The organism is Flavobacterium sp. (genome assembly GCF_013822155.1).
GTDB lineage: Bacteria > Bacteroidota > Bacteroidia > Flavobacteriales > Flavobacteriaceae > Flavobacterium.
Genome location: NZ_PNJW01000006.1, coordinates 47,786 through 67,292, shown reverse-complemented (window position 1 = coordinate 67,292; position 19,507 = coordinate 47,786). Strand labels below are relative to the sequence as shown.

Annotated in this window: 15 protein-coding genes and 1 tRNA gene; 8 read left to right on the top strand and 8 right to left on the bottom strand. The window is 35.5% G+C overall.

The features are described from left to right. Window positions 1-11 precede the first annotated feature (11 nt). Genes C0512_RS02965 through C0512_RS02955 form a run of 3 tightly spaced genes read left to right on the top strand, consistent with a single transcriptional unit; the run spans window position 12 to window position 4,940 of the window. Window positions 12-1,628 (top strand): NAD-dependent malic enzyme, encoded by a 1,617-nt coding sequence (locus C0512_RS02965; RefSeq protein WP_290858751.1) that lies wholly within the window; start codon window positions 12-14, stop codon window positions 1,626-1,628. Window positions 1,629-1,661: 33 nt separating this feature from the next. Further along, entirely contained in the window at window positions 1,662-3,752 is a 2,091-nt protein-coding gene (gene pta, locus C0512_RS02960; RefSeq protein WP_290858749.1) for a phosphate acetyltransferase, read from the top strand. A 9-nt stretch (window positions 3,753-3,761) separates the two neighbouring features. After that, window positions 3,762-4,940: an acetate/propionate family kinase gene (locus C0512_RS02955; RefSeq protein ID WP_290858747.1), complete on the top strand. Its 1,179-nt coding sequence runs from the start codon at window positions 3,762-3,764 to the stop codon at window positions 4,938-4,940. Between the two features lie 83 nt (window positions 4,941-5,023). On the opposite strand, the gene C0512_RS02950 is transcribed toward C0512_RS02955, so the two are convergent. Together C0512_RS02950 and C0512_RS02945 are read right to left on the bottom strand one after the other, a co-directional pair. Further along, window positions 5,024-5,596, bottom strand: coding sequence for a fasciclin domain-containing protein (locus C0512_RS02950; protein WP_290858745.1), 573 nt, complete (start codon window positions 5,594-5,596; stop codon window positions 5,024-5,026). A gap of 315 nt (window positions 5,597-5,911) precedes the next feature. Continuing rightward, window positions 5,912-11,245, bottom strand: a complete 5,334-nt coding sequence (locus C0512_RS02945; RefSeq protein WP_290858743.1) for a choice-of-anchor D domain-containing protein — start codon at window positions 11,243-11,245, stop codon at window positions 5,912-5,914. Between the two features lie 611 nt (window positions 11,246-11,856). Between C0512_RS02945 and C0512_RS02940 the strand changes: the two genes are divergently transcribed. After that, entirely contained in the window at window positions 11,857-12,177 is a 321-nt protein-coding gene (locus C0512_RS02940) for a hypothetical protein (RefSeq protein WP_290858742.1), read from the top strand. Window positions 12,178-12,253: 76 nt separating this feature from the next. On the opposite strand, the gene C0512_RS02935 is transcribed toward C0512_RS02940, so the two are convergent. After that, window positions 12,254-12,327 (bottom strand) — tRNA-Met (locus tag C0512_RS02935). Window positions 12,328-12,474: 147 nt separating this feature from the next. Here C0512_RS02935 and C0512_RS02930 point away from each other — a divergent pair. Beyond that, window positions 12,475-12,867 carry an START-like domain-containing protein gene (locus C0512_RS02930; protein ID WP_290858741.1) on the top strand — a complete coding sequence of 131 codons (393 nt, stop codon included), beginning with the start codon at window positions 12,475-12,477 and terminating at the stop codon, window positions 12,865-12,867. Between the two features lie 47 nt (window positions 12,868-12,914). Then, entirely contained in the window at window positions 12,915-13,751 is an 837-nt protein-coding gene (locus C0512_RS02925) for an aminotransferase class IV (RefSeq protein ID WP_290858740.1), read from the top strand. Here the strand turns inward: C0512_RS02925 and C0512_RS02920 are convergent. The 5 genes from C0512_RS02920 to C0512_RS02900 form a co-directional block, all read right to left on the bottom strand. Continuing rightward, complete coding sequence (locus tag C0512_RS02920; RefSeq protein ID WP_290858739.1) at window positions 13,748-14,308, bottom strand: YqgE/AlgH family protein; 561 nt, start codon at window positions 14,306-14,308, stop codon at window positions 13,748-13,750. The genes C0512_RS02925 and C0512_RS02920 overlap by 4 nt on opposite strands. Before the next feature lie 121 nt (window positions 14,309-14,429). Beyond that, complete coding sequence (locus C0512_RS02915) at window positions 14,430-14,702, bottom strand: HU family DNA-binding protein (RefSeq protein WP_129464469.1); 273 nt, start codon at window positions 14,700-14,702, stop codon at window positions 14,430-14,432. 178 nt (window positions 14,703-14,880) lie between these two features. Beyond that, entirely contained in the window at window positions 14,881-15,828 is a 948-nt protein-coding gene (gene fmt, locus C0512_RS02910) for a methionyl-tRNA formyltransferase (RefSeq protein WP_290858737.1), read from the bottom strand. Window position 15,829: 1 nt separating this feature from the next. Next, on the bottom strand, window positions 15,830-17,722 hold the full coding sequence (locus C0512_RS02905; RefSeq protein ID WP_290858736.1) for an ATP-dependent DNA helicase RecQ: 1,893 nt from the start codon (window positions 17,720-17,722) through the stop codon (window positions 15,830-15,832). Window positions 17,723-17,725: 3 nt separating this feature from the next. Further along, entirely contained in the window at window positions 17,726-18,265 is a 540-nt protein-coding gene (locus tag C0512_RS02900) for an AAA family ATPase (protein WP_290858735.1), read from the bottom strand. Between the two features lie 233 nt (window positions 18,266-18,498). On the opposite strand from C0512_RS02900, the gene C0512_RS02895 reads away from it, so the two are divergent. Both C0512_RS02895 and C0512_RS02890 read left to right on the top strand, forming a co-directional pair. After that, window positions 18,499-18,783, top strand: coding sequence for a DUF493 domain-containing protein (locus tag C0512_RS02895; protein WP_290858733.1), 285 nt, complete (start codon window positions 18,499-18,501; stop codon window positions 18,781-18,783). Between the two features lie 10 nt (window positions 18,784-18,793). Next, complete coding sequence (locus tag C0512_RS02890; RefSeq protein WP_290858731.1) at window positions 18,794-19,498, top strand: DUF4290 domain-containing protein; 705 nt, start codon at window positions 18,794-18,796, stop codon at window positions 19,496-19,498. Window positions 19,499-19,507: the final 9 nt, after the last annotated feature.

The window sequence follows — 19,507 nt, the reverse complement described above, 5'->3', positions numbered from 1 at the left end:
AATAAAACCTCATGGAAGCTATTACTGGTTATTCACTTTTGCGAAATCCACGTTTTAACAAAGGAACTGCTTTTACATTGGAAGAACGTGAAAAATTCAAATTGAAAGGAATTTTACCGGATACCATAGAAACCCTTGCTACTCAAATTTTACGTGTGGAAGAGCAATTGGACAATTTTGAAAAGCCCATCAACCAATATGTTTACCTGATGCAATTGTTAGACACAAACGAAACTCTTTTTTTTAAGGCAGTTTCCAGTGATCCGGCAAAATTTTTACCCATTGTTTATACGCCAACCGTTGGCGAAGCATGTCAGCGGTTAGGTCATATTATCAGACGTCCGAGAGGATTGTTTATTTCAATTGATCAAAAAGACCATATTAAAGAAATTCTTAGAAATTGGCCTGTTGAAGATGTTCGTTTTACTGTTGTAACTGATGGAGGAAGGATTTTAGGATTAGGAGATTTAGGTATAAACGGCATGGGAATTCCTATCGGGAAATTGATTTTATATACGAGTTGTGGTGGTGTTCCTCCGGAATATACCCTTCCGATTGTTTTGGATGTGGGCACTAATAATGAAGAATTTTTAAATGATTCGTTGTATCCCGGTTTACGTAGAAAACGGATTAGAGGTCCTGAATTTGATGCATTTGTAGCTGCTTTTGTTGAAGCCATGAATGAGGTTTTTCCAAAAGCGTGTATCCAATGGGAAGATTTTACCGGGGTTGATGCTATTCGTATTTTGGAAACCTATCGCGAAAAAACGTGTACCTTCAACGATGATATTCAAGGTACAGCAGCCATTGCAACGGCCGGTTTTATATCCATCAGTCGATTAATGAACAAATCGTTTAAAGACCAATGTTTTTTATTTTTAGGAGCCGGTGCTGCCGCTTTTGGAATTGCCGATATGTTGGCCAAAAAATTTCAACGTGACGGGTTGACAACTGAGGAGGCCTATAAACAAATTTGGATGTTTGACGTGAATGGTTTATTGGTGAAAAGCAGAACAGATTTGGCTCCCCATCAATTAGCTTTTGCCCATGATTTTGATGCTTGTACCGATTTTGCTGAAGCGGTATTGAAAATTAAACCCACCGCTATTGTTGGCGTAAGTACCGTTGGAGGAGCATTCAATCAGCAGGTTATTGAAAACATGAGTTTGGTGAATGAACGTCCGATTATTTTTCCTTATTCGAATCCCACTTCGCATTCAGAATGTACGGCCGAGCAAGCCTATACCTGGAGTAAAGGAAAAGCTATTTTCGCTAGTGGAAGTCCGTTTGCCCCTGTAAACTATGAAGGGAAAATCTATACACCCGGACAAGGAAACAATGTATTTATTTTTCCTGCCTTGGGAATGGCTATTTTTGCCACGGAAGCCAGAAGAGTAACGGATGATATGTTGTTAACAGCGTCTGAAGCAGTAGCAGAACAAGTGACTGCTGCAGATTTTGAAAACGGTTTAATTTATCCGCAAGTGAATAATATTTTAAAAGTTTCTATAAACGTTGCTGTCAGGGTTGCCGAACATATATTTGATTCCGGTTTAGCCGGGGTTTCAAAACCTGAAAACATTAGAGCATTTATTGAAAGCAAAATGTATATTCCGGAATATAAATAATCAATCAAAACCACACAATCAAAATAACAACCTATGAACAAAGGATTATATATTGCCACTATTGAACCCAGAAGCGGGAAGTCACTTTTAAGTTTAGGATTAATGGATGCGTTGCTAAGCCGTATGGCAAAAGTAGCTTATTACCGACCCATCATTAACGAAGGTAAAAAATCTAAAGTTGATAACCATTTGCAATTAATTCTTCAAACTTTTAATCTAAAAGTCGACTATGATAATGCGTATTCTTATACCAAACAACAAATGATTCAGTTGGTTAATTTGGGAAAGAAAGGGGAGGTGATTGATACGATTATGAATGATTACAAAAAATTGGAAGAAGAATTTGATTTTGTTTTAGTGGAAGGAAGCGATTTTGAAGATGAAGTTTCCGTTTTTGAATTTGAAATTAACCTCCAAATTGCTAAAAATTTAGGATTACCGGTGCTGATTAATGCCTCGGGAGACAATTCTATAGATGATACCATTCAAAATTTAGAATTAGCTTACAAGTCATTTTTAGGAAAGGAAGTTGGCGTAATGGCTATTGTCATTAATAAAATTCAAGAGAAAAACCGGTCAAAATTTATTGAAGGAATTCAAAAATTTTGTGCTGATGAGGTTCAAATTTTAGCCATACCGGTCAATGAATTATTGAGCAATCCCAGTGTTCGGGAAGTAGTAGAAGCGTTGAATGGAAAGGTTTTATTTGGCGAGCATTTGTTAGAGGGTATAGTAGGCAGTTTTAGTGTTGGTGCCATGCAATTACACAATTATCTCACTCATATTGGGCAAAATAATTTGGTGATTACTCCCGGGGATCGGGCAGACATTATAATAGGGGTTTTGCAAGCCCACAAATCGGCCAGTTATCCCAGAATGGTTGGAATTATTTTAACAGGAGGACTTTTTCCGGAAGAGTCTATTCTAAGATTGATTGAAGGCTTAGATGATATTATTCCTATCATTAGTGTGGAAGAAAACACTTTTAAAGCGGCTAATAAAATAGGTCGGATAAATTGTAAAATAAGACCCGGTGATACCACGAAAATTCAATTATCTCTTGAAACATTTTATAAATATGTTGATTCCGATTTACTGATTGAGAATGTAACCAATTTTACCTCAAAAGGAATTACGCCAAAAATGTTTCAATACAATTTATTAAAAAAGGCCAGAAAAGTGCGTAAACATATCGTTCTGCCGGAATCGGAGGATTTACGAATTTTAGAGGCAACTGCCCGTTTAATTGCTGCCGATGTGGTAGACATCACCTTGTTGGGTAAAAAAGAGACTATCGAAAAGAGTTTGATTAAGTCCGGCATTCTTCTACCCTTGGATAAAGTTAGTATTATTGATCCGGTAAATTCTACCTATTATGCTGATTTTGTAGAGACATTCTATGAATTGAGAAAACATAAAAATGTGAATCACGATATTGCCAAAGATTTGATGTCGGATGTCTCTTATTTTGGCACCATGATGGTTTTCAAAGGATTGGCAGACGGAATGGTTTCCGGAGCTATTCATACCACACAACATACGATTCGTCCGGCTTTACAAATTATTAAAACTAAAAAAGGAATCTCAGTAGTTTCTTCGGTATTTTTCATGTGTTTGGAAGATCGTATTTCGGTTTTTGGCGACTGTGCCATCAATCCCAATCCAACGGCAGAAGAATTAGCTCAAATTGCCATCTCCTCTGCAGAAAGCAGCCAAGCATTTGGAATTGAGCCTAAAATAGCCATGTTGTCTTACTCCTCGGGAAGTTCAGGTATGGGTGAAGATGTAGAACGAGTGCGTAAAGCAACTGAATTAGTTAAAACTTTGCGTCCCGATTTACAAATTGAAGGACCAATTCAATACGATGCGGCCGTAGATATGACCGTCGGTAAAAGTAAAATGCCCGATTCTCTAGTAGCCGGTCAGGCCAGTGTTTTGATTTTCCCTGATTTAAATACGGGTAACAATACCTATAAAGCCGTTCAGAGAGAAACCGGTGCGGTTGCTATCGGACCTATGTTGCAAGGTTTGAATAAGCCCGTAAACGATTTGAGTAGAGGTTGCACCGTTGAAGATGTTTACAACACGATAATTATAACTGCCATTCAGGCACAGGATATTTAAAAACTGCCTATGAACATATTAGTCATTAATGCCGGAAGTTCGTCATTAAAATTTCAGCTTATTGAAATGCCTTTGGGAACCGTTATTTCTTCTGGTTTGGTAGAGCGAATAGGGTTAGACCATACTAAGTTTCACTATACGATTCAATCGGAAGAATTTACAGAAACGGTGGAATTCGCCAATCACAAAGAAGCTTTAGAAGCAATTGCTCAAAAGATATTAAGCAAAAGTGCCGGAAGGACAATTGATACCATCGCTCATCGAGTGGTTCACGGAGGCGAACAGTTTTCAAAAACCACGATTATTACCACAGAAGTTAAGGATAAGATTCGCGAATTATGTACGTTGGCACCTTTACACAATCCGGCCAATTTGGCTTGTATTGAAGTGGCTGAGGATGTTTTTCCAAAAGCGACACAAGTTGCAGTATTTGACACGGCTTTTCATCAGACAATACCTGAAAAGGCCTATCGCTATTCGATTCCGAATGAATTTTATACCCAACATCAAATTCGTCAATATGGTTTTCATGGAACCAGCCACAAATATGTTTCTAAAAAAGCGATTGCGTTTTTAGGACTCAAACATTCTAAAATTATCACTGTTCATTTAGGAAACGGTTGCAGTATTACAGCTGTGAAAGATGGAGAAAGCATTGAACATTCGATGGGATATGGTCCTACCAACGGTTTGATTATGGGAACCCGCAGTGGTGATGTTGATCAAGCGATTATTTTTTACTTAATGGATACTTTGAACTATTCTTCGAGTCAAGTACAAGATTTATTGCAAAAAGAGAGTGGTTTAAAAGGCTTGACCGGTTTTTCCGATTTACGAGATATACAAAACGAGGCCCAAAAAGGGAATAAAGAGTGTTTGCTTGCCCTTCAGATGATGGCTTATCGTGTACAAAAATTTATAGGGTCTTATATTGCGGCATTGAATGGTTTGGATGCGTTGGTATTTACAGCGGGAATAGGTGAAAATAGCGATGTGATGCGTTCGTTAATTTGTCAGCACATGGATTACTTTGGCATTCAACTGGATGAAGATAAGAATATGATGCGTTCCAAAGCTATTCGTTCTATTTCATTAGAAGGCTCTAAAGTGCCTATATTGGTTATTCCTACCAATGAGGAGTTTGAAATGGCGGAGCAGGCTTATGGGTTGTTGGTTGGTGAAAATTAAAATTGAACATTTATACTATGAAAAGAGCCGTTATTTTTCAACAACGGCTCTTTAAAGAATTAACAAAAACACTATTATTATTATTATTTAGGCATTACTACCGTATCAATTGCATGTATTACTCCATTTGATGCAGCAACATCTGCAATTACTACTGTTGCAGTTCCACCGTTTGCGTCAGTTAATACTACTTTTCCATCTACTAAACTTAAAGTAATTTTTCCGCCTTGAACAGTCGTAACCTCAAATTTTCCTTTGTTTGCATTGATTGCTTCAATTACTGCTGCAGCTTCAAATTTCCCTGCCACAACATGGTATGTCAATATCGCTGAAAGTTTATCTTTGCTTTCAGGTTTTAAAAGAGAATCAACCGTTCCGGCCGGTAATTTATCAAAGGCAGCATTAGTTGGAGCAAATACTGTAAACGGACCCACACCACTTAATGTTTCCACCAAGCCTGCAGTACCAACGGCTGTTACTAATGTGCTGAAATCAGTATTTGCAGAGGCCACACCCACGATATTAGGTGTTTCAACTACTTCAGCAGCTTCTTCCATAACAACTTCTTCAACAACTTCTTCTTTTTTTGCTTCACCACATGAAGCGACCATAATACCTACAATTGATAAAATGGTTAATGATTTAATTAGTTTCATTTTTGTTTTTTTAAGTGATTATTATTTCAAACAAATGTATGCATTAGTATATTATTGTTTAACTTGTTTAACAAAAGATTAAACAAAGTAATAGTATTTATAAAAATTAATGTAGGATATACATTGGTTTATAAGGGATTATTTTTTGATTCAAACTATGAATGGTTTGAAAATAGTGAATCAGTCTTTTAGGTTTTTAAACAAAAGAAACATTTTTTCCGTTTCCTCTGTTTTGTTATAAGTTACTATTTATTAAAAATGAAAAGCCCCTCACGTCGAGGGGCTTTTCGGTGTCAAAAATCAATTATCAAAACCCTATTTAATAATGATTTTTTTGCTAATCGTTCCTTGAGTGGTTTGCACTCGAACGATGTAGGTGCCAGTACTTACGTTGCTCATTGGGATAGTAATGTTGTTTTGGGTTTGGTTTTCAACATTCCAAGAAGCAAGGGTCTGACCTAAGATCGTAAAAAGACTAACTGTTTCCACAGTATTGTCGTTCATGGTATTTTTTATAGTAAGTAAATTGTTGGCATTAGTATAAGCCACAGCGATTTGATTTTCAAGTTCAAAATCCGATGCTGATAAAGCATGATTTTGAAAAGTCAGTTCAAAACGATTGTGGATTTCACCTTGCGGCAAATTGATTGTAAAATGTTCATTTCTGATATCATGGTATAAACCGGTTACTATATCATGAATGTAAATAGGTTGTGTTGGCTCTACATTTTCTAAACCATCTAAAGTAAATTGAATATCACCGGCTGCATAGGTTTTAATTCCTAACGGATAAACTTTATTCGTTTCAAAATGTGAAGCACCTTGAATGATTAATTTTGTTCCGTTATTTAAAAAATACATGTCATTTTGTTGGTTATCAATATGAATTGCATCATAACCCGGATCAACAGATTCTGTTGCTAAATCATCCATAAAACCAATTAATAGTTGTCTGTGGAAATTGTTGTAAGAATTGAATCCGATACGAAATTTCATGAAAGCATTTTCTGTATAAGGGTCTTCCTCGTTATTTCCTGTTCCAAAATTTGGAGAAGAAGCATTTTGATTAGTTCGGAATAGGATGTTAGAATCAACATTACTTTCTTTGATAAAAAGACGTTGACTGTTGTCAAAAACAATATCTCCACCAGTTGCATTTCCAGTCACAAAGAATCCTTGTCCTACCGGTATGAATCTGCCGGGAGTTCGTGTGCTTGAACCTAATCCACTGATGCCTGATGGAGATACAGGAGCTGTTCCGCCTACTAAGGTACGGGCAGCATATCCACCTTGGTAACCTGCTAAAGTGTGGGTATTGTTTGTGTTGAAATGTTCCCAGAAGTATAATGTTCCGTTGATGGTCGCTAAGTTATCTTGTATAAATTTATCAGCATCTAAAGCAGAAGGATATGGGTTACCGGATAAGTTTAAGTTGTTGGCTGAAACAGTGCTGACAATTTGCCCATTATTTGGTTTTCCAATAAAGGTAAAGTTTTGAGAGGCACTCGCTGCTCCACTTCCTTTAAGTGTGTAACCTTGACCGGCTAGCAAAAGGCCGTTTTGACCTACACTTGCCCAATTTGCATAAATAGGCGTCAGGTTTTGAAATTTGAATATCCAATAGCTGCTCAATGTGATTGGGTTGCTGGTTAAGGGATTGTTTATGCCACTTACCCAAGCTAAATTCATTGGACTAGATGGGTTTGTTCCGTCTTTCATAACACCTGCAACGGTATAGCCATGGTTAATTGTTGTGCTGTTGATAGCACTCACCGGTGAAGACCAATAGTTATAATTAAATTTATTGCTTTGTCCTTGTTGGTCTCTTTCAAGCGAACCTGAACTAGTTGGGTCTAATACACTAGTAGCTGTTTGAACGAATTGTGAACGATCTACTAAATCAATTTTTCCGTTTAATTTCACATACCAATCGTTTTGTATTTTGGTATCGTTATTCATCGTAATTGTTACTCCAGCATCAACAAACATCCCTAAATTAGTTTGATTAGATGTTTCAGTAATGTTATGTTTCACCTGAACAATAGCATAATTAAAATCTGCAATATCCATTCCTCTTACTTCGTTTGTTGGACTGTTCACTGCGGTAGCAAAATCGCCTGTTCTTTCCGTAACAAATGGCATCGGAGCTTGTTGAGCATAAATGTTTTTATGATTATACATTTTCATCCCTGTCCCTGTATCAACAGTTGGGGTAGATAAGTCATCAATAATATCATCTTTGTATGTATCCATTCTGTAATAGCGTAACAGATTAGTAAAAGGTAAAGATTCAATATCTCTAGGGACAACAGTTCCTCTCACCTGACCACTGTTATTTTGAATTTCCTGGTAAACCATTCGTTGCAATTGTTGATTGGTTAAAGCGACATTAAACACACGCACTTCATCAATTTTTCCGTTAAAATAAAACGAATTGTTTCCGGGACGTCTACCAATGGTAAGTGGTGTTGCATCAGCATTTATAGTTCCTGTTTTGCTAATGCTATTCATCTCTTTTCCATTAATGAAAAGTTTTAAATGAGCTCCATCATACGTTGTCGCAATATGAAACCATTGCGAAGAACTGATAGGATCAATGGCTGAATAGTCAACAGATGTTCCGTTGCAAGAAGCAGTAATTACTCGGGTATCGGTTATTCTCAATTGAAAATTATTTTGTCCCACTACTACTCCGGTTGAGCTAAAACCCGGGGCTAAATTTACCCATGCCATTAATGTAGCATTTGTTAATCCGCCTAAAACAGCGGTTGCTTCGGCATAATCATTTCGTCCGTCGAAATCTAACAATAATTTTCTATTTAAATCTCTAGGAGAACCTATTTTTGCTGAATTTGTATCAAACGCATCACGGATACCGTCTTTGTCAACATCAGCACCACCGTCAATAATTCCATCATTATTAGCATCTAAGCTGGCGTATAATGTTGAAGAAATATCAAAAACACCCGGAGTTAACGAAATCACCTTTAGATAATCTTGGTTGCCACTGCCAAGGGTATTTTGTGGTAAAGGTTTTGCGGTATTACCAAATCCAACGAAATTATCGAAAGCATTTAAAATACCATCGCCATCTCCATCTGCTCCATCGCCGACACCGTCGCCATTGATGTCTCCATCACCGTTAAATAAACCGGCTTCCTCTACATCAAAACGAGCATCATTATCAGCATCTAAATCAATGTAGTTTGGAATTCCATCCCCATCAAAATCTGTGGCTACATTATTAGAAGCAATGTATGCTGCTTCAGTTTCATCATGCCATCCGTTTCCATTTGCATCGATCCAAGTTCCGGTTAGGTTCATTTTGTCAGTTCCGTTACTTAGGTGAGCCCACCCATCTTCTACAATTCCTCCAATTCCGTCATTGTCTGAATCTAAATCGAAAACGTCAGCGACTCCATCGTTATCTCTATCTTTTAATATTTGACGGATAATAATATCATCTAATCCTAAGTCATTACCTAAACCACCCGGTTGATTATTTCTAAAAATAACCGAGATACTGGTTGAAGTAGGAACAAACGAAGCATTAAAATTATACCAATCACCTGTTGAATTTAAATGATTTGTTGGAGCAATGTCACCCGTGTTCAAAGAGGTCAATAAATTATTGTCTAAATCTCTGAATTCAACTGTAATATTTGGTCTGTTTCTTGAACCTATTCCCGGGGCATCCGTTCTATCTAAATTGATAGCCCAAAAGCTATAGGTTAAAGGTGCATTAGCTGTTACGCCATGAATAATAGTTCTATAAAACTCATCAGTTATGTCAGTTTCCGCATTAAACAAAGCCATTCTTCCATTTGAATCAGAAGTATGATCCGGTCCTGTGTACCAGTAGGCAGAAGCCCACGATGCAATTTGAGCAGTGTTTGATAGCGTATATTGCCCATCATTTAAATCACCACTCGTATCACATTCATATTCATTCATGACATTATAGCCATCTTCATAGCAGTAGGTTGTTGTAGCAGTTGGAATATTAATATTTATTCTTTCTCGGGTAGTTCCAGAACCAAATGTTTCGTTTAACAAGGTCACTTGAGCATTTGCAGAATAGGATGATAGACTGGCATTTGATTGTTCCACAACATCCGGAATTCCATCGTTATCATCATCAGCGTCGGCATTATTGAATACACCATCACCATCCGTATCAAAAAATGCCTGAATGGAAGTTCCACTAATTCTAAAGTTATATGGACTCAAAGCGGCGTGATTACTGCTTATGTTTAAGGTTGCATTTTTTACCCCTGTTGTAGTTGGAGTAAAAGTAATTTGAAAAGTGGTAGAATTACTCGGAGTTATTGTTGTTGTTGGTAATGCTGTTAATGAAAAATCAGCCGCATTTGCTCCGGTAATACTCACTAATGGAGCACCTGTTAACGTTAAATTACTACCACCGGTATTTTTAATGGTAAATGTTCTTGAAATTGAAGTATTTAAATTGGTTGCCCCAAAATTTGTGTTATTGGTTGTCAGGGTAGTGGTACTTCCTTGCGGAATAGTATAGTTATTTCCACTTACACTTATTATTTGAGAAGCTGAGGCAGCTCCTGTTCCTTGAATGTTATAATTATAAGTGCTTTCATCGGCATCACTATTCGTAAAAGTCAATGTTGCCGATTTTAATCCGGTTGTTGTTGGTACAAAAGTTATCGAAAAAGTGGCTGATGAACCGGCTGCAATACTTGTTGGAAAGCCACTGGTTAAATAAAAATTTGATGCTCCTGTACCTGTGATGGTTAAGTTATAAAGGTATAGTGTAGCAAAACCTGTATTTTCAATTGTATAAACTCTAGTTACCCCCAAGCCTAACGAAGTTGTTCCAAAATCAGTCCAATCGGTTAAAGCAGGTGTTGTGTCACCGTCAACAATTGTATTTCCGTTCCCTTTTACGTTTATTTCAGAAGGTGATGCATATGTAATTACAATTCGGCCATTTCCACCATTTCCGCCAGTAGAGCTACCGGAAGTTAATCTTAAACAACCACCACCACCACCACCGGGTATTCCGGCCGGGCTTCCATTTCCGCTTGAAGTATTTCTTCCATTTCCACCACCACCACCACCGGTGATTGTAGCACCCAGTCTTGTTGTTGCGGTATTACCGTTAGAGCTATTTACTGCGGATGAACCGCCGCCGCCGCCAAATGTTAAACCACCATTAGCCCCATTACCACCCGATCTTCTGATCGTACCAATGCAATCATTCAAATCACCACCAGTTGCACCGGTTACAGAATTAGAAGGAACACTATTTCCACCTTTGGCTAGTATGGTTGTATTGTTGTTGAACCAAGTGTCACCACCCGGCATTACGTTTGAGGTACTTCCGGTTCCTACTGTAACAGTATAAGTTGCACCAGGAATAACAGTAAAAGTGCTGCTAGCATAAGCTCCACCACCAGCACCGCCGGCACTTCCATTACTAGAAACTCGACTACCGCCTTTTCCACCGCCACCCCATGCTTCCACATTAATTTGTGTCACACCAGTTGGTACCGTAAATGTTGATGAAGAATTAAAGGTTTGAGTAACAGTTTGAGCATTACCCGATTGGATAAATAGTAGAATCATCACAGTTACCTGTAAATGAATTTTCTTATATGCTAATTTTGTTTTCATATCTTCTAGGGATTAGATAATGAATTTTTTATGTAATTAATTTTTGACACTCCAAAAGTAGGAATCAAATTTAAATAATCGATAAAGTGACTAAAAAAATCGATGAAATGCACATAAATATACATAACATAAATAAAATACTTACAAAAATATTGATATTTGTAAATTTAAAATAAAATGAAGTGGTGATAAATAGGTTAACTTGGAAATTTCAGCGGAATACAGCCAATTGGCCTTTTTTTCTTGTAATTATTTATAATAAAGATAGATAGAATTTTTTTATTATAAATCATTAGAAATAGGGATTAACATTTTGTTATAGTCTAATCATCTAATGTATTAGCGTCGTGTAATTCACAGAAAAGGAACATATCTAAGCAGTGGTGGTAATTTTAATTAACTATTTCCAATCTTGTATTTACTTGTATATAAGACAACTTCAGTTCGTGCAAAAAATGTAGAGTTGATAAACTTCTACTGAATAATTTTATTTTAACCAAAACATGTGAATATTGTAAATTTTGAAAAGTTTTATATAATTGATTTTCAGAACTAAAACACGAAATTTATCAAATAAAAATAATAACGTTTTTAGAAAAAAATAATCAATTATGAAAACAGTTACTCCATTTCACAAAACAGCAATTCTGATTGTTATCACGCTTTTGCTTCCTTTTCAGTCTAATGCAATAGTTTCAGATAGTCTTACTAGCAATAAAGCGGAAACCGAAAAAATAGCAGTCAATACCATGATTAATCGATTAGAGGAAATAAAAAACATGGATAAATCCGATATGACTAGAGTTGAAAAGAAAGAACTCCGCAAAGAAGTAAAGTCAATCAATGCCAATTTGCGTTCAACAAATAATGGCGTATATCTTTCGGTTGGTGCCATTATTATCATTGTTTTATTACTGATATTACTTTTATAAAAATGAACTGTTTGTAAAAGCATAAAAAAAACGGATTAAGAGCCTTAATCCGTTTACTTTCAAAGTTGTAACCTTGTAGCGAGAGGGAGATTTGAACTCCCGACCTTTGGGTTATGAATCCAACGCTCTAACCGACTGAGCTACCTCGCCAAAATCATTTGGTACATGTACTGTAACGCGGGTGCAAATATAGAAATAATCACAAACCTTACAAACATAAAATAAGAAATTATTTTTATTTATAATTTCCCTTTTTTTTTGAATTAATATTCAATATATTGCTCAAAAATTAAGTTTATGGATACAAAAATACGATATGAAATAGAGTTTGCGGTAAATTCTTCTCCGCAATTGCTATATCAATATATTTCTACTCCTTCCGGTTTGTCTGAATGGTTTGCTGACAATGTGAATTCCAGAGGTGAATTATTTACTTTTATTTGGGATGATTCTAAAGAACGAGCTAGATTAGCTTCCAAAAAATCAAACGAAAGAGTAAAATTCAGGTGGATTGATGATCAAGATAAAGACACCGACTATTTTTTTGAGTTGAGAATTTCCGAAGATGAAATCACGAAAGATGTTTCTTTAGTTGTAGTAGATTTTGCTTTTGAGGATGAGTTAATAGAATCTAAACAGCTTTGGGAAAATCAAATTTCTGATTTAAAACACGTAATCGGATCCGTTTAATTTCTATAATAAACAGTATATTTGCCCTTTAATTTAGGGCTTTTTTTATGATTAATCTAAATGGAAATTTAGTCGAAGCGGATTCGGTTTTGACACATAATCGGGCATTTTTATATGGCGATGCTGTTTTTGAAACCCTCAAACTTGTTAACGGTAAGGTTCTTTTTATGGAAGACCATTATTTTCGATTGATGGCTTCCATGCGAATCATTCGGATGCAAATTCCAATGAATTTTACCTTAGAATATTTGGAAGAGCAAATAATACAGTTGGCAGAACTTAATTCCTGCTCAGCTTCTTGTCGGGTTCGACTTACGGTTTACCGAAATGATGGGGGCTATTATTTGCCTTTAACCCGAAGTGTTTCGTTTTTAATTTCGGTTAAACCCTTGGGTAACCAAGTTTATGCTTTTGCAAGTGAGCCCTATGAAGTCGATTTATTCAAAGATTTTTATGTAACCAAGCAATTGCTTTCTACCATCAAATCTACAAATCGACTAATCAATACAGTAGGCAGTATTTTTGCCGAAGAAAATGGCTATCAAAACTGCCTTTTACTTAATGAAGAAAAAAATGTAGTGGAAGCTTTAAATGGAAATTTATTTATGCTTATCGGGAATCGATTAACCACTCCTCCACTATCAGAAGGATGTTTAAATGGCGTGATGCGTAAACAAATCCTTACTATTGCCAAAAAAATAGCAGAAATCGAAGTGATTGAAGAGCCTATTTCTCCTTTTGATCTTCAAAAAGCGGATGAATTATTTATAACGAATGTGATTTCCGGAATTCAACCAATCACCCAATATCGTAAAAAGGAATTTGAGTCGGTCCTAGCCAAAGTATTGCTTGAAAAACTTAATGAAGCAGTGAATTTACTTTAATTCAGCATTGGATTTTCAGGAGCATTTGACCAAATAAGGTATTCGCCACCTAATTCCATGATTTGTTCTTTCCAAAAATCAGACGAAGATTTTTTCAGTATATTATTTTTGTAACTATTTTCAATTACAATCCAAGAATTAGCACTCATCTCTGTTTCTAATTGATTGGCATCCCAACCTGTGTAGCCTAAAAAGAAACGGATGTTGTCTTTGTTGATACTGCCATTATTAATTAAGTCGCGTGTTTTTTCGAAATCTCCGCCCCAAAAAATACCATTGGAAATCTCCACACTATTCGGAATCAATTCGGGGATGTTATGGATAAAATAAAGATTATCCTGTTCTACCGGACCACCATTATAGATGGTAAAAGTAGCATCTACCTCCGGAACCAAATCATTTACGGAGTAATCAAGGGGTTTATTAAGAATGAAGCCTACAGAACCTTCAGCGTTGTGATCGGCTAATAAAATAACAGAGCGATTAAAAGATAAATCGCCTAATATGGAAGGCTCTGCAATGAGCAAATGACCTTTTTTGATTATTTCTGATATCATTTACCTACAATTTTTAGTTAAATTTAGTAAAATTATTTTCAATAATCCAATTATTTTATTAAAAATATAAAAAAAAAGTCTTCCGAAGTGGAAGACTTTTCTTTATATCGACTTAATTAGACTAGTTTACAGTACCTTCTAATTCAGCACCTGCTTTGAATTTAACTACATTCTTAGCAGCAATTTTAATTGTTTTTCCAGTTTGAGGATTTCTTCCATCTCTAGCAGCTCTTTTAGAAACTGACCAAGATCCGAAACCTACTAAAGAAACTCTTCCACCTTTTTTCAAAGTTTTACCTACGTTTCCTAAAAATGATTCTAAAGCTAATTTAGCAGCTGCTTTAGTAATTCCTGCATCTGCAGCGATAGCATCGATTAATTCTGATTTGTTCATAATAATAGTTATTAATTGTTGGTTAAACATAAAGTTAATTGTAACAAATTTAATAGGATTTCCTTACTGCACAAGTGTTTTCGTGAGTTTTCGTTACATTTGTTAATAACTTAGGTATTTTTGTTGATAACGACGAGCAGTTCATCGGATATTTACTTATTTTGAGTGTTTTCAACCCTTACAGGGCGATGCAAGTAGCTGAAAATTGCATACCATTGCGTAATTCTGAGGCAGTCATTTTTTTCTTTCCCGGAAATTGAATGCTACAAATTTCAATAAATCCATCTTTCACTGCTATTTTCATTTCTTTTTTGGTTGTATGTATAGAGCCGATAGGGAAGTGGTGAGTTTCAATGTGTAGTTTTGTTTCGTGAATTTTGACATTCCATTCCTGATTATCTTGTTTTATGATGCACCAAGCGGAAGGGTATGGGCTTAGCCCTCTAATTAGGTTGTAAATTTCCTTCCCCGGTTTAGTCCAATCAATTTTACAATTTTCCCGATTAAGTTTATACGCTGTTTTGATATTCGGATTATCTTTTTGAATAGTTGTTGAAACGGCTCCTTTTTCTATAAGAGCTAATGTTTCAATTACAATTGAACTGCCTAATATCATTAATCGGTCATGAAGTTGACCGGCATTTTCATTTTCATTAATAGGTGTTTCTTTGGCCAATATAATTGCCCCGGTATCAATTTTATCATCAATAAAAAAAGTAGTCACTCCGGTTTTTGTTTCGCCATTAATAATAGCCCAATTTATAGGTGCTGCACCTCGATAGTTTGGTAATAAAGAAGCGTGTAAATTAAAAGTACCAAATTCAGGCATTCGCCAAACCACTTCCGGTAGCATTCTAAAAGCAACCACAACTTGGCAATTGGCTTTGAGACTCTTTAATTCCACTAAAAAAGTTTCGTCTTTAAGGTTGGTGGGCTGTAATAGGTTTAAGCCTTTTTCCATGGCATATTCTTTAACCGCGGAATAATTCATCTTCTGACCTCTTCCTGCCGGTTTATCGGCCGCAGTAATTACACCGACTACATTATAATTATTCTTTAAAATGGTATCCAAAATGCCGACAGCAAAATCGGGTGTTCCCATGAAAACAATGCGTAATTTTTCCATTTTATACTATAGTATATTTATTATTGGCTGCTATTTTTATTTTTTTATCGTCTAAAAGTTCTTTTAAGGCAAAGATAAGCAGCTCTTCATTACAATGTAATGTTTTTAAAAGTTCTCTTGATGTTTGTGCTTTTTCAGAAAGTAATTCAATTATTGAAATTACAAGTGGTTTCGTGTCTGAAGATTTGGTTTTTTTAGCAATACAATAGGAACAAATTCCACACTCAGTCGTGTTTTTTTCTCCAAAATACGCTAAAATCAAACGACTCTTGCAGGTTTCTGTATTGGTGACATAATTAACTACCTGTTTGAGTTGTTCTTTCTTCAAGTTATTTTGAGCCTCCAAGTATTTTACTACTCTATTGATGGTTCTTTCGTCTTCTCTGACTTCATTAAAAGTAATTGTGGCATCGTTATTTTTGGCAATAAAGTCTACAATTCCTTTTTCTTTTAGTTTTTCTAAAATTTCTTCAATTTTACTTTCTTCCGTATTACTTTTTCTTGCCACTAAAGAAAGGTTTACGGCAGTCGGGATTTCATAGATGCCCGGATATGTTCGTAAAAACACGAGAATAATTTCTTCCTCCTGTGGATTTAAACTTATGTAACGAATCACTTCTTTGCTTTCAATAATGAATAGTAAAGTAATTTTTTCTGAAAATTCTTGGGTGAAGGTTATAATTCCCTGACGGTCTAAAAATTGTAAAGCGGCGAATGTTTTGAGCACGGGAAATTGATAAACTGAACAAAAGTGATTTAAATTGAAGGCAAATTGTTCATCAATACCTTCGCCGTAGGCAATTTGAAAATAATTGCATAATTTGATAAAGGAAAGTTTCAAAAAATCATTGTCCGGTAAATTAGCAATAAATTGAGCTTGAGCAATAGCCAAATCAGAGGGGGCAACAAGTAAAACCGCAAAAGATTTCTCTCCATTACGTCCGGCTCTTCCGGCTTCCTGATAATAATTTTCAATATTTTCAGGAAGTTGATAATGAATAACGCTTTTAACATTGGATTTATCAATTCCCATTCCAAATGCATTAGTGGCCACCATTACCTGCACTTTTTCCTGCATCCACCAATCCATATTTTTCGTTTTATCTCTCCTGGCCAAGCCCCCGTGATAAAAAGCAGCTTTGATTCCCAGTTGTTGTAATTGATTCGAAATTTCATAACATGATTTTCGATTGCGTACATAGATAATGGAAGGTTCCGGATTTTTTTTTAGGATTTGTTCTATTTTAAATAGTTTATCTTCCGTTTCAACCACTAAATAGGCAATATTTTCCCGAGCAAAAGATTTTTGAAAAATGGCAGGATTTTCAAATTTTAACTGTTCAATAATATCTATTTTAACTCTTTCTGTTGCAGAAGCAGTTAAAGCCAAAAAAGGAACATCCGGAAAAAAAGTTTTTAAAACACTGATTTTTAAATAGGAGGGGCGAAAATCGTGACCCCATTGCGAAACACAATGAGCTTCGTCAATGGCTATTAAATTTAGTGGAAGGTTTTTGATTTTTTCTAAAACCCAATCCTGTTGTAAGCGTTCGGGAGAGAGATATAAAAACTTATAATTTCCATATAAGCAATTGTCTAACAGGGTTATGACTTCATCTGATGAAATTCCGCCGGTTAATGCCAATGCTTTGATGTCGCGTTTCATCAAATTGTCTACCTGGTCTTTCATTAAAGCAATAAGCGGAGAAATAACCAAACAAATGCCATCTGTCATTAAAGCCGGAATTTGAAAACAGATTGATTTTCCTCCACCGGTAGGCATTAAGCCTAAGGTGTCTTTAGAGGATAATATGGAAGCTATGATTTCTTTTTGGGGGGAACGAAATTCATCGTGACCCCAATATTTTTTTAAAATACTTTCTGCTTTTTGCATGCTTTATCTTGAAATTGCCTCTAAGATAAAAAGAATTCTGTTCTCTAAATGACCTTGTGGAACTTCTATGAGTTCATAGCCATAATTTTCGTAGGTTTCTTTCAGGTGATTATAGATGAGTTTTGCTTGTTCAAAGTTTTCATACCGTTCTTCGTCGGATTGATAAATTTCTTGCCAAGGGGGCAAAAGGAATACTTTTGTGTACTTGTTTTGGCGGCAATTTTCATCAAAAAAGGCAGGATAACTGTCGCCTATATAATGCATGTATGCAAGAATGTCAGGTATGCCCCGGTCTAAAAAAAGTATAGATTCCGAATGTTGTTCTGCTTTTTGAAACTGTTTTTTTCTGCCTTCTAATAGTAATTCACTAAACAGTAATGGCTTTTCCAAAAATAATTGTTCAATGCCTTGTTTTCTGGCTTCCGTAATAATTTCTCTTGATATTTCAGGAAAACACATATATCCTTTCTCGATTAAACCATCGATGATTGTTGTTTTTCCTGTTCCGGGACCGCCGGTTATCACAATTATTTCTTTGCTCACAACGCTAAATAAAGGGGTAAATTTAGATAAATAGTTAGTTTAAATACAAACTTTCATTCACTTTTAAGCTTGATTAAGGCGATTATCATAGATTTGAACTTTTAAAAGTAAATTTTGTTGCCCTATTTTGAAATAATAGTCGCTTTTTAATTAGTTCATGAACCTCAAAATTCAATTTCAAATTTCTCAAATCTAAATTCAAAACTGTATATTTGCCTATAATAAATTAGAATATGGATAAGAAGACGGAAGAATTTTATGAACGATTAAAAGAAGAATTGCGAACTACTTCGGACTGGCCTTCAATTTACCTTTATAAATTCATTGTTCCTACCGATACTATTAAAATTTCAGCTATAGAAAATGCTTTTGATAACATGGGTGCGGTAATTAATACGCAACAATCTAAAACAGGAAAATTTACCAGTATTTCTATAAATGTCAGCATGTTAAGTCCTGAACATGTTGTGGAAAAATATATAGATGTTTCTTCTGTCGAAGGAATAATTTCGCTTTAAAAAAAATCAAATGACGCACAACGAAAAAGCACATGAAATAGTGCATGAATTAGAATACAATGCCGAAAGACCACATTTAATGATTCCGGAATACGGACGTCATTTGCAAAAATTAATCAACCAGGCAACTCTAATTGAAGATAGCGAAGAACGGAATAAGGCCGCTCGCTATATTATTAAAGTAATGGGAAGTTTGAATCCGCATTTGCGAGATGTGCTAGATTTTCAGCATAAACTTTGGGATCAACTTTTTATTATGTCTGATTTTAAATTGGTGGTCGATAGTCCTTATCCTATACCCACAAGAGATGTTATAAATTTAAAACCAGAACGATTAGAGTATCCTCAAAAAAATCCAAAATATCGTTTTTATGGTAACAATATCAAGTATATGATTGATGTTGCCAATAGTTGGGAAGATGGTGAATTAAAAAGTGCCTTAGTGAAAGTGATTGCAAATCACATGAAAAAGTCCTATTTAAGTTGGAATAAAGACACGGTTGATGATAAGGCAATTTTTAATCATTTGTATGAACTTTCCGGAGGTAGAATAGATTTACATCAAAGCACGGAAGAATTGTTGAATACTTCTGATTTAATGCGAACCAATAAAAAGGTGTCAAACAAAAATATGCCACCCATTCAGAAAAATTTATTGATTAAGAAAAATAAAAATATCAAATCAAAACCATTTAAAAACAACAATCAAAAGTAATCACGGAAT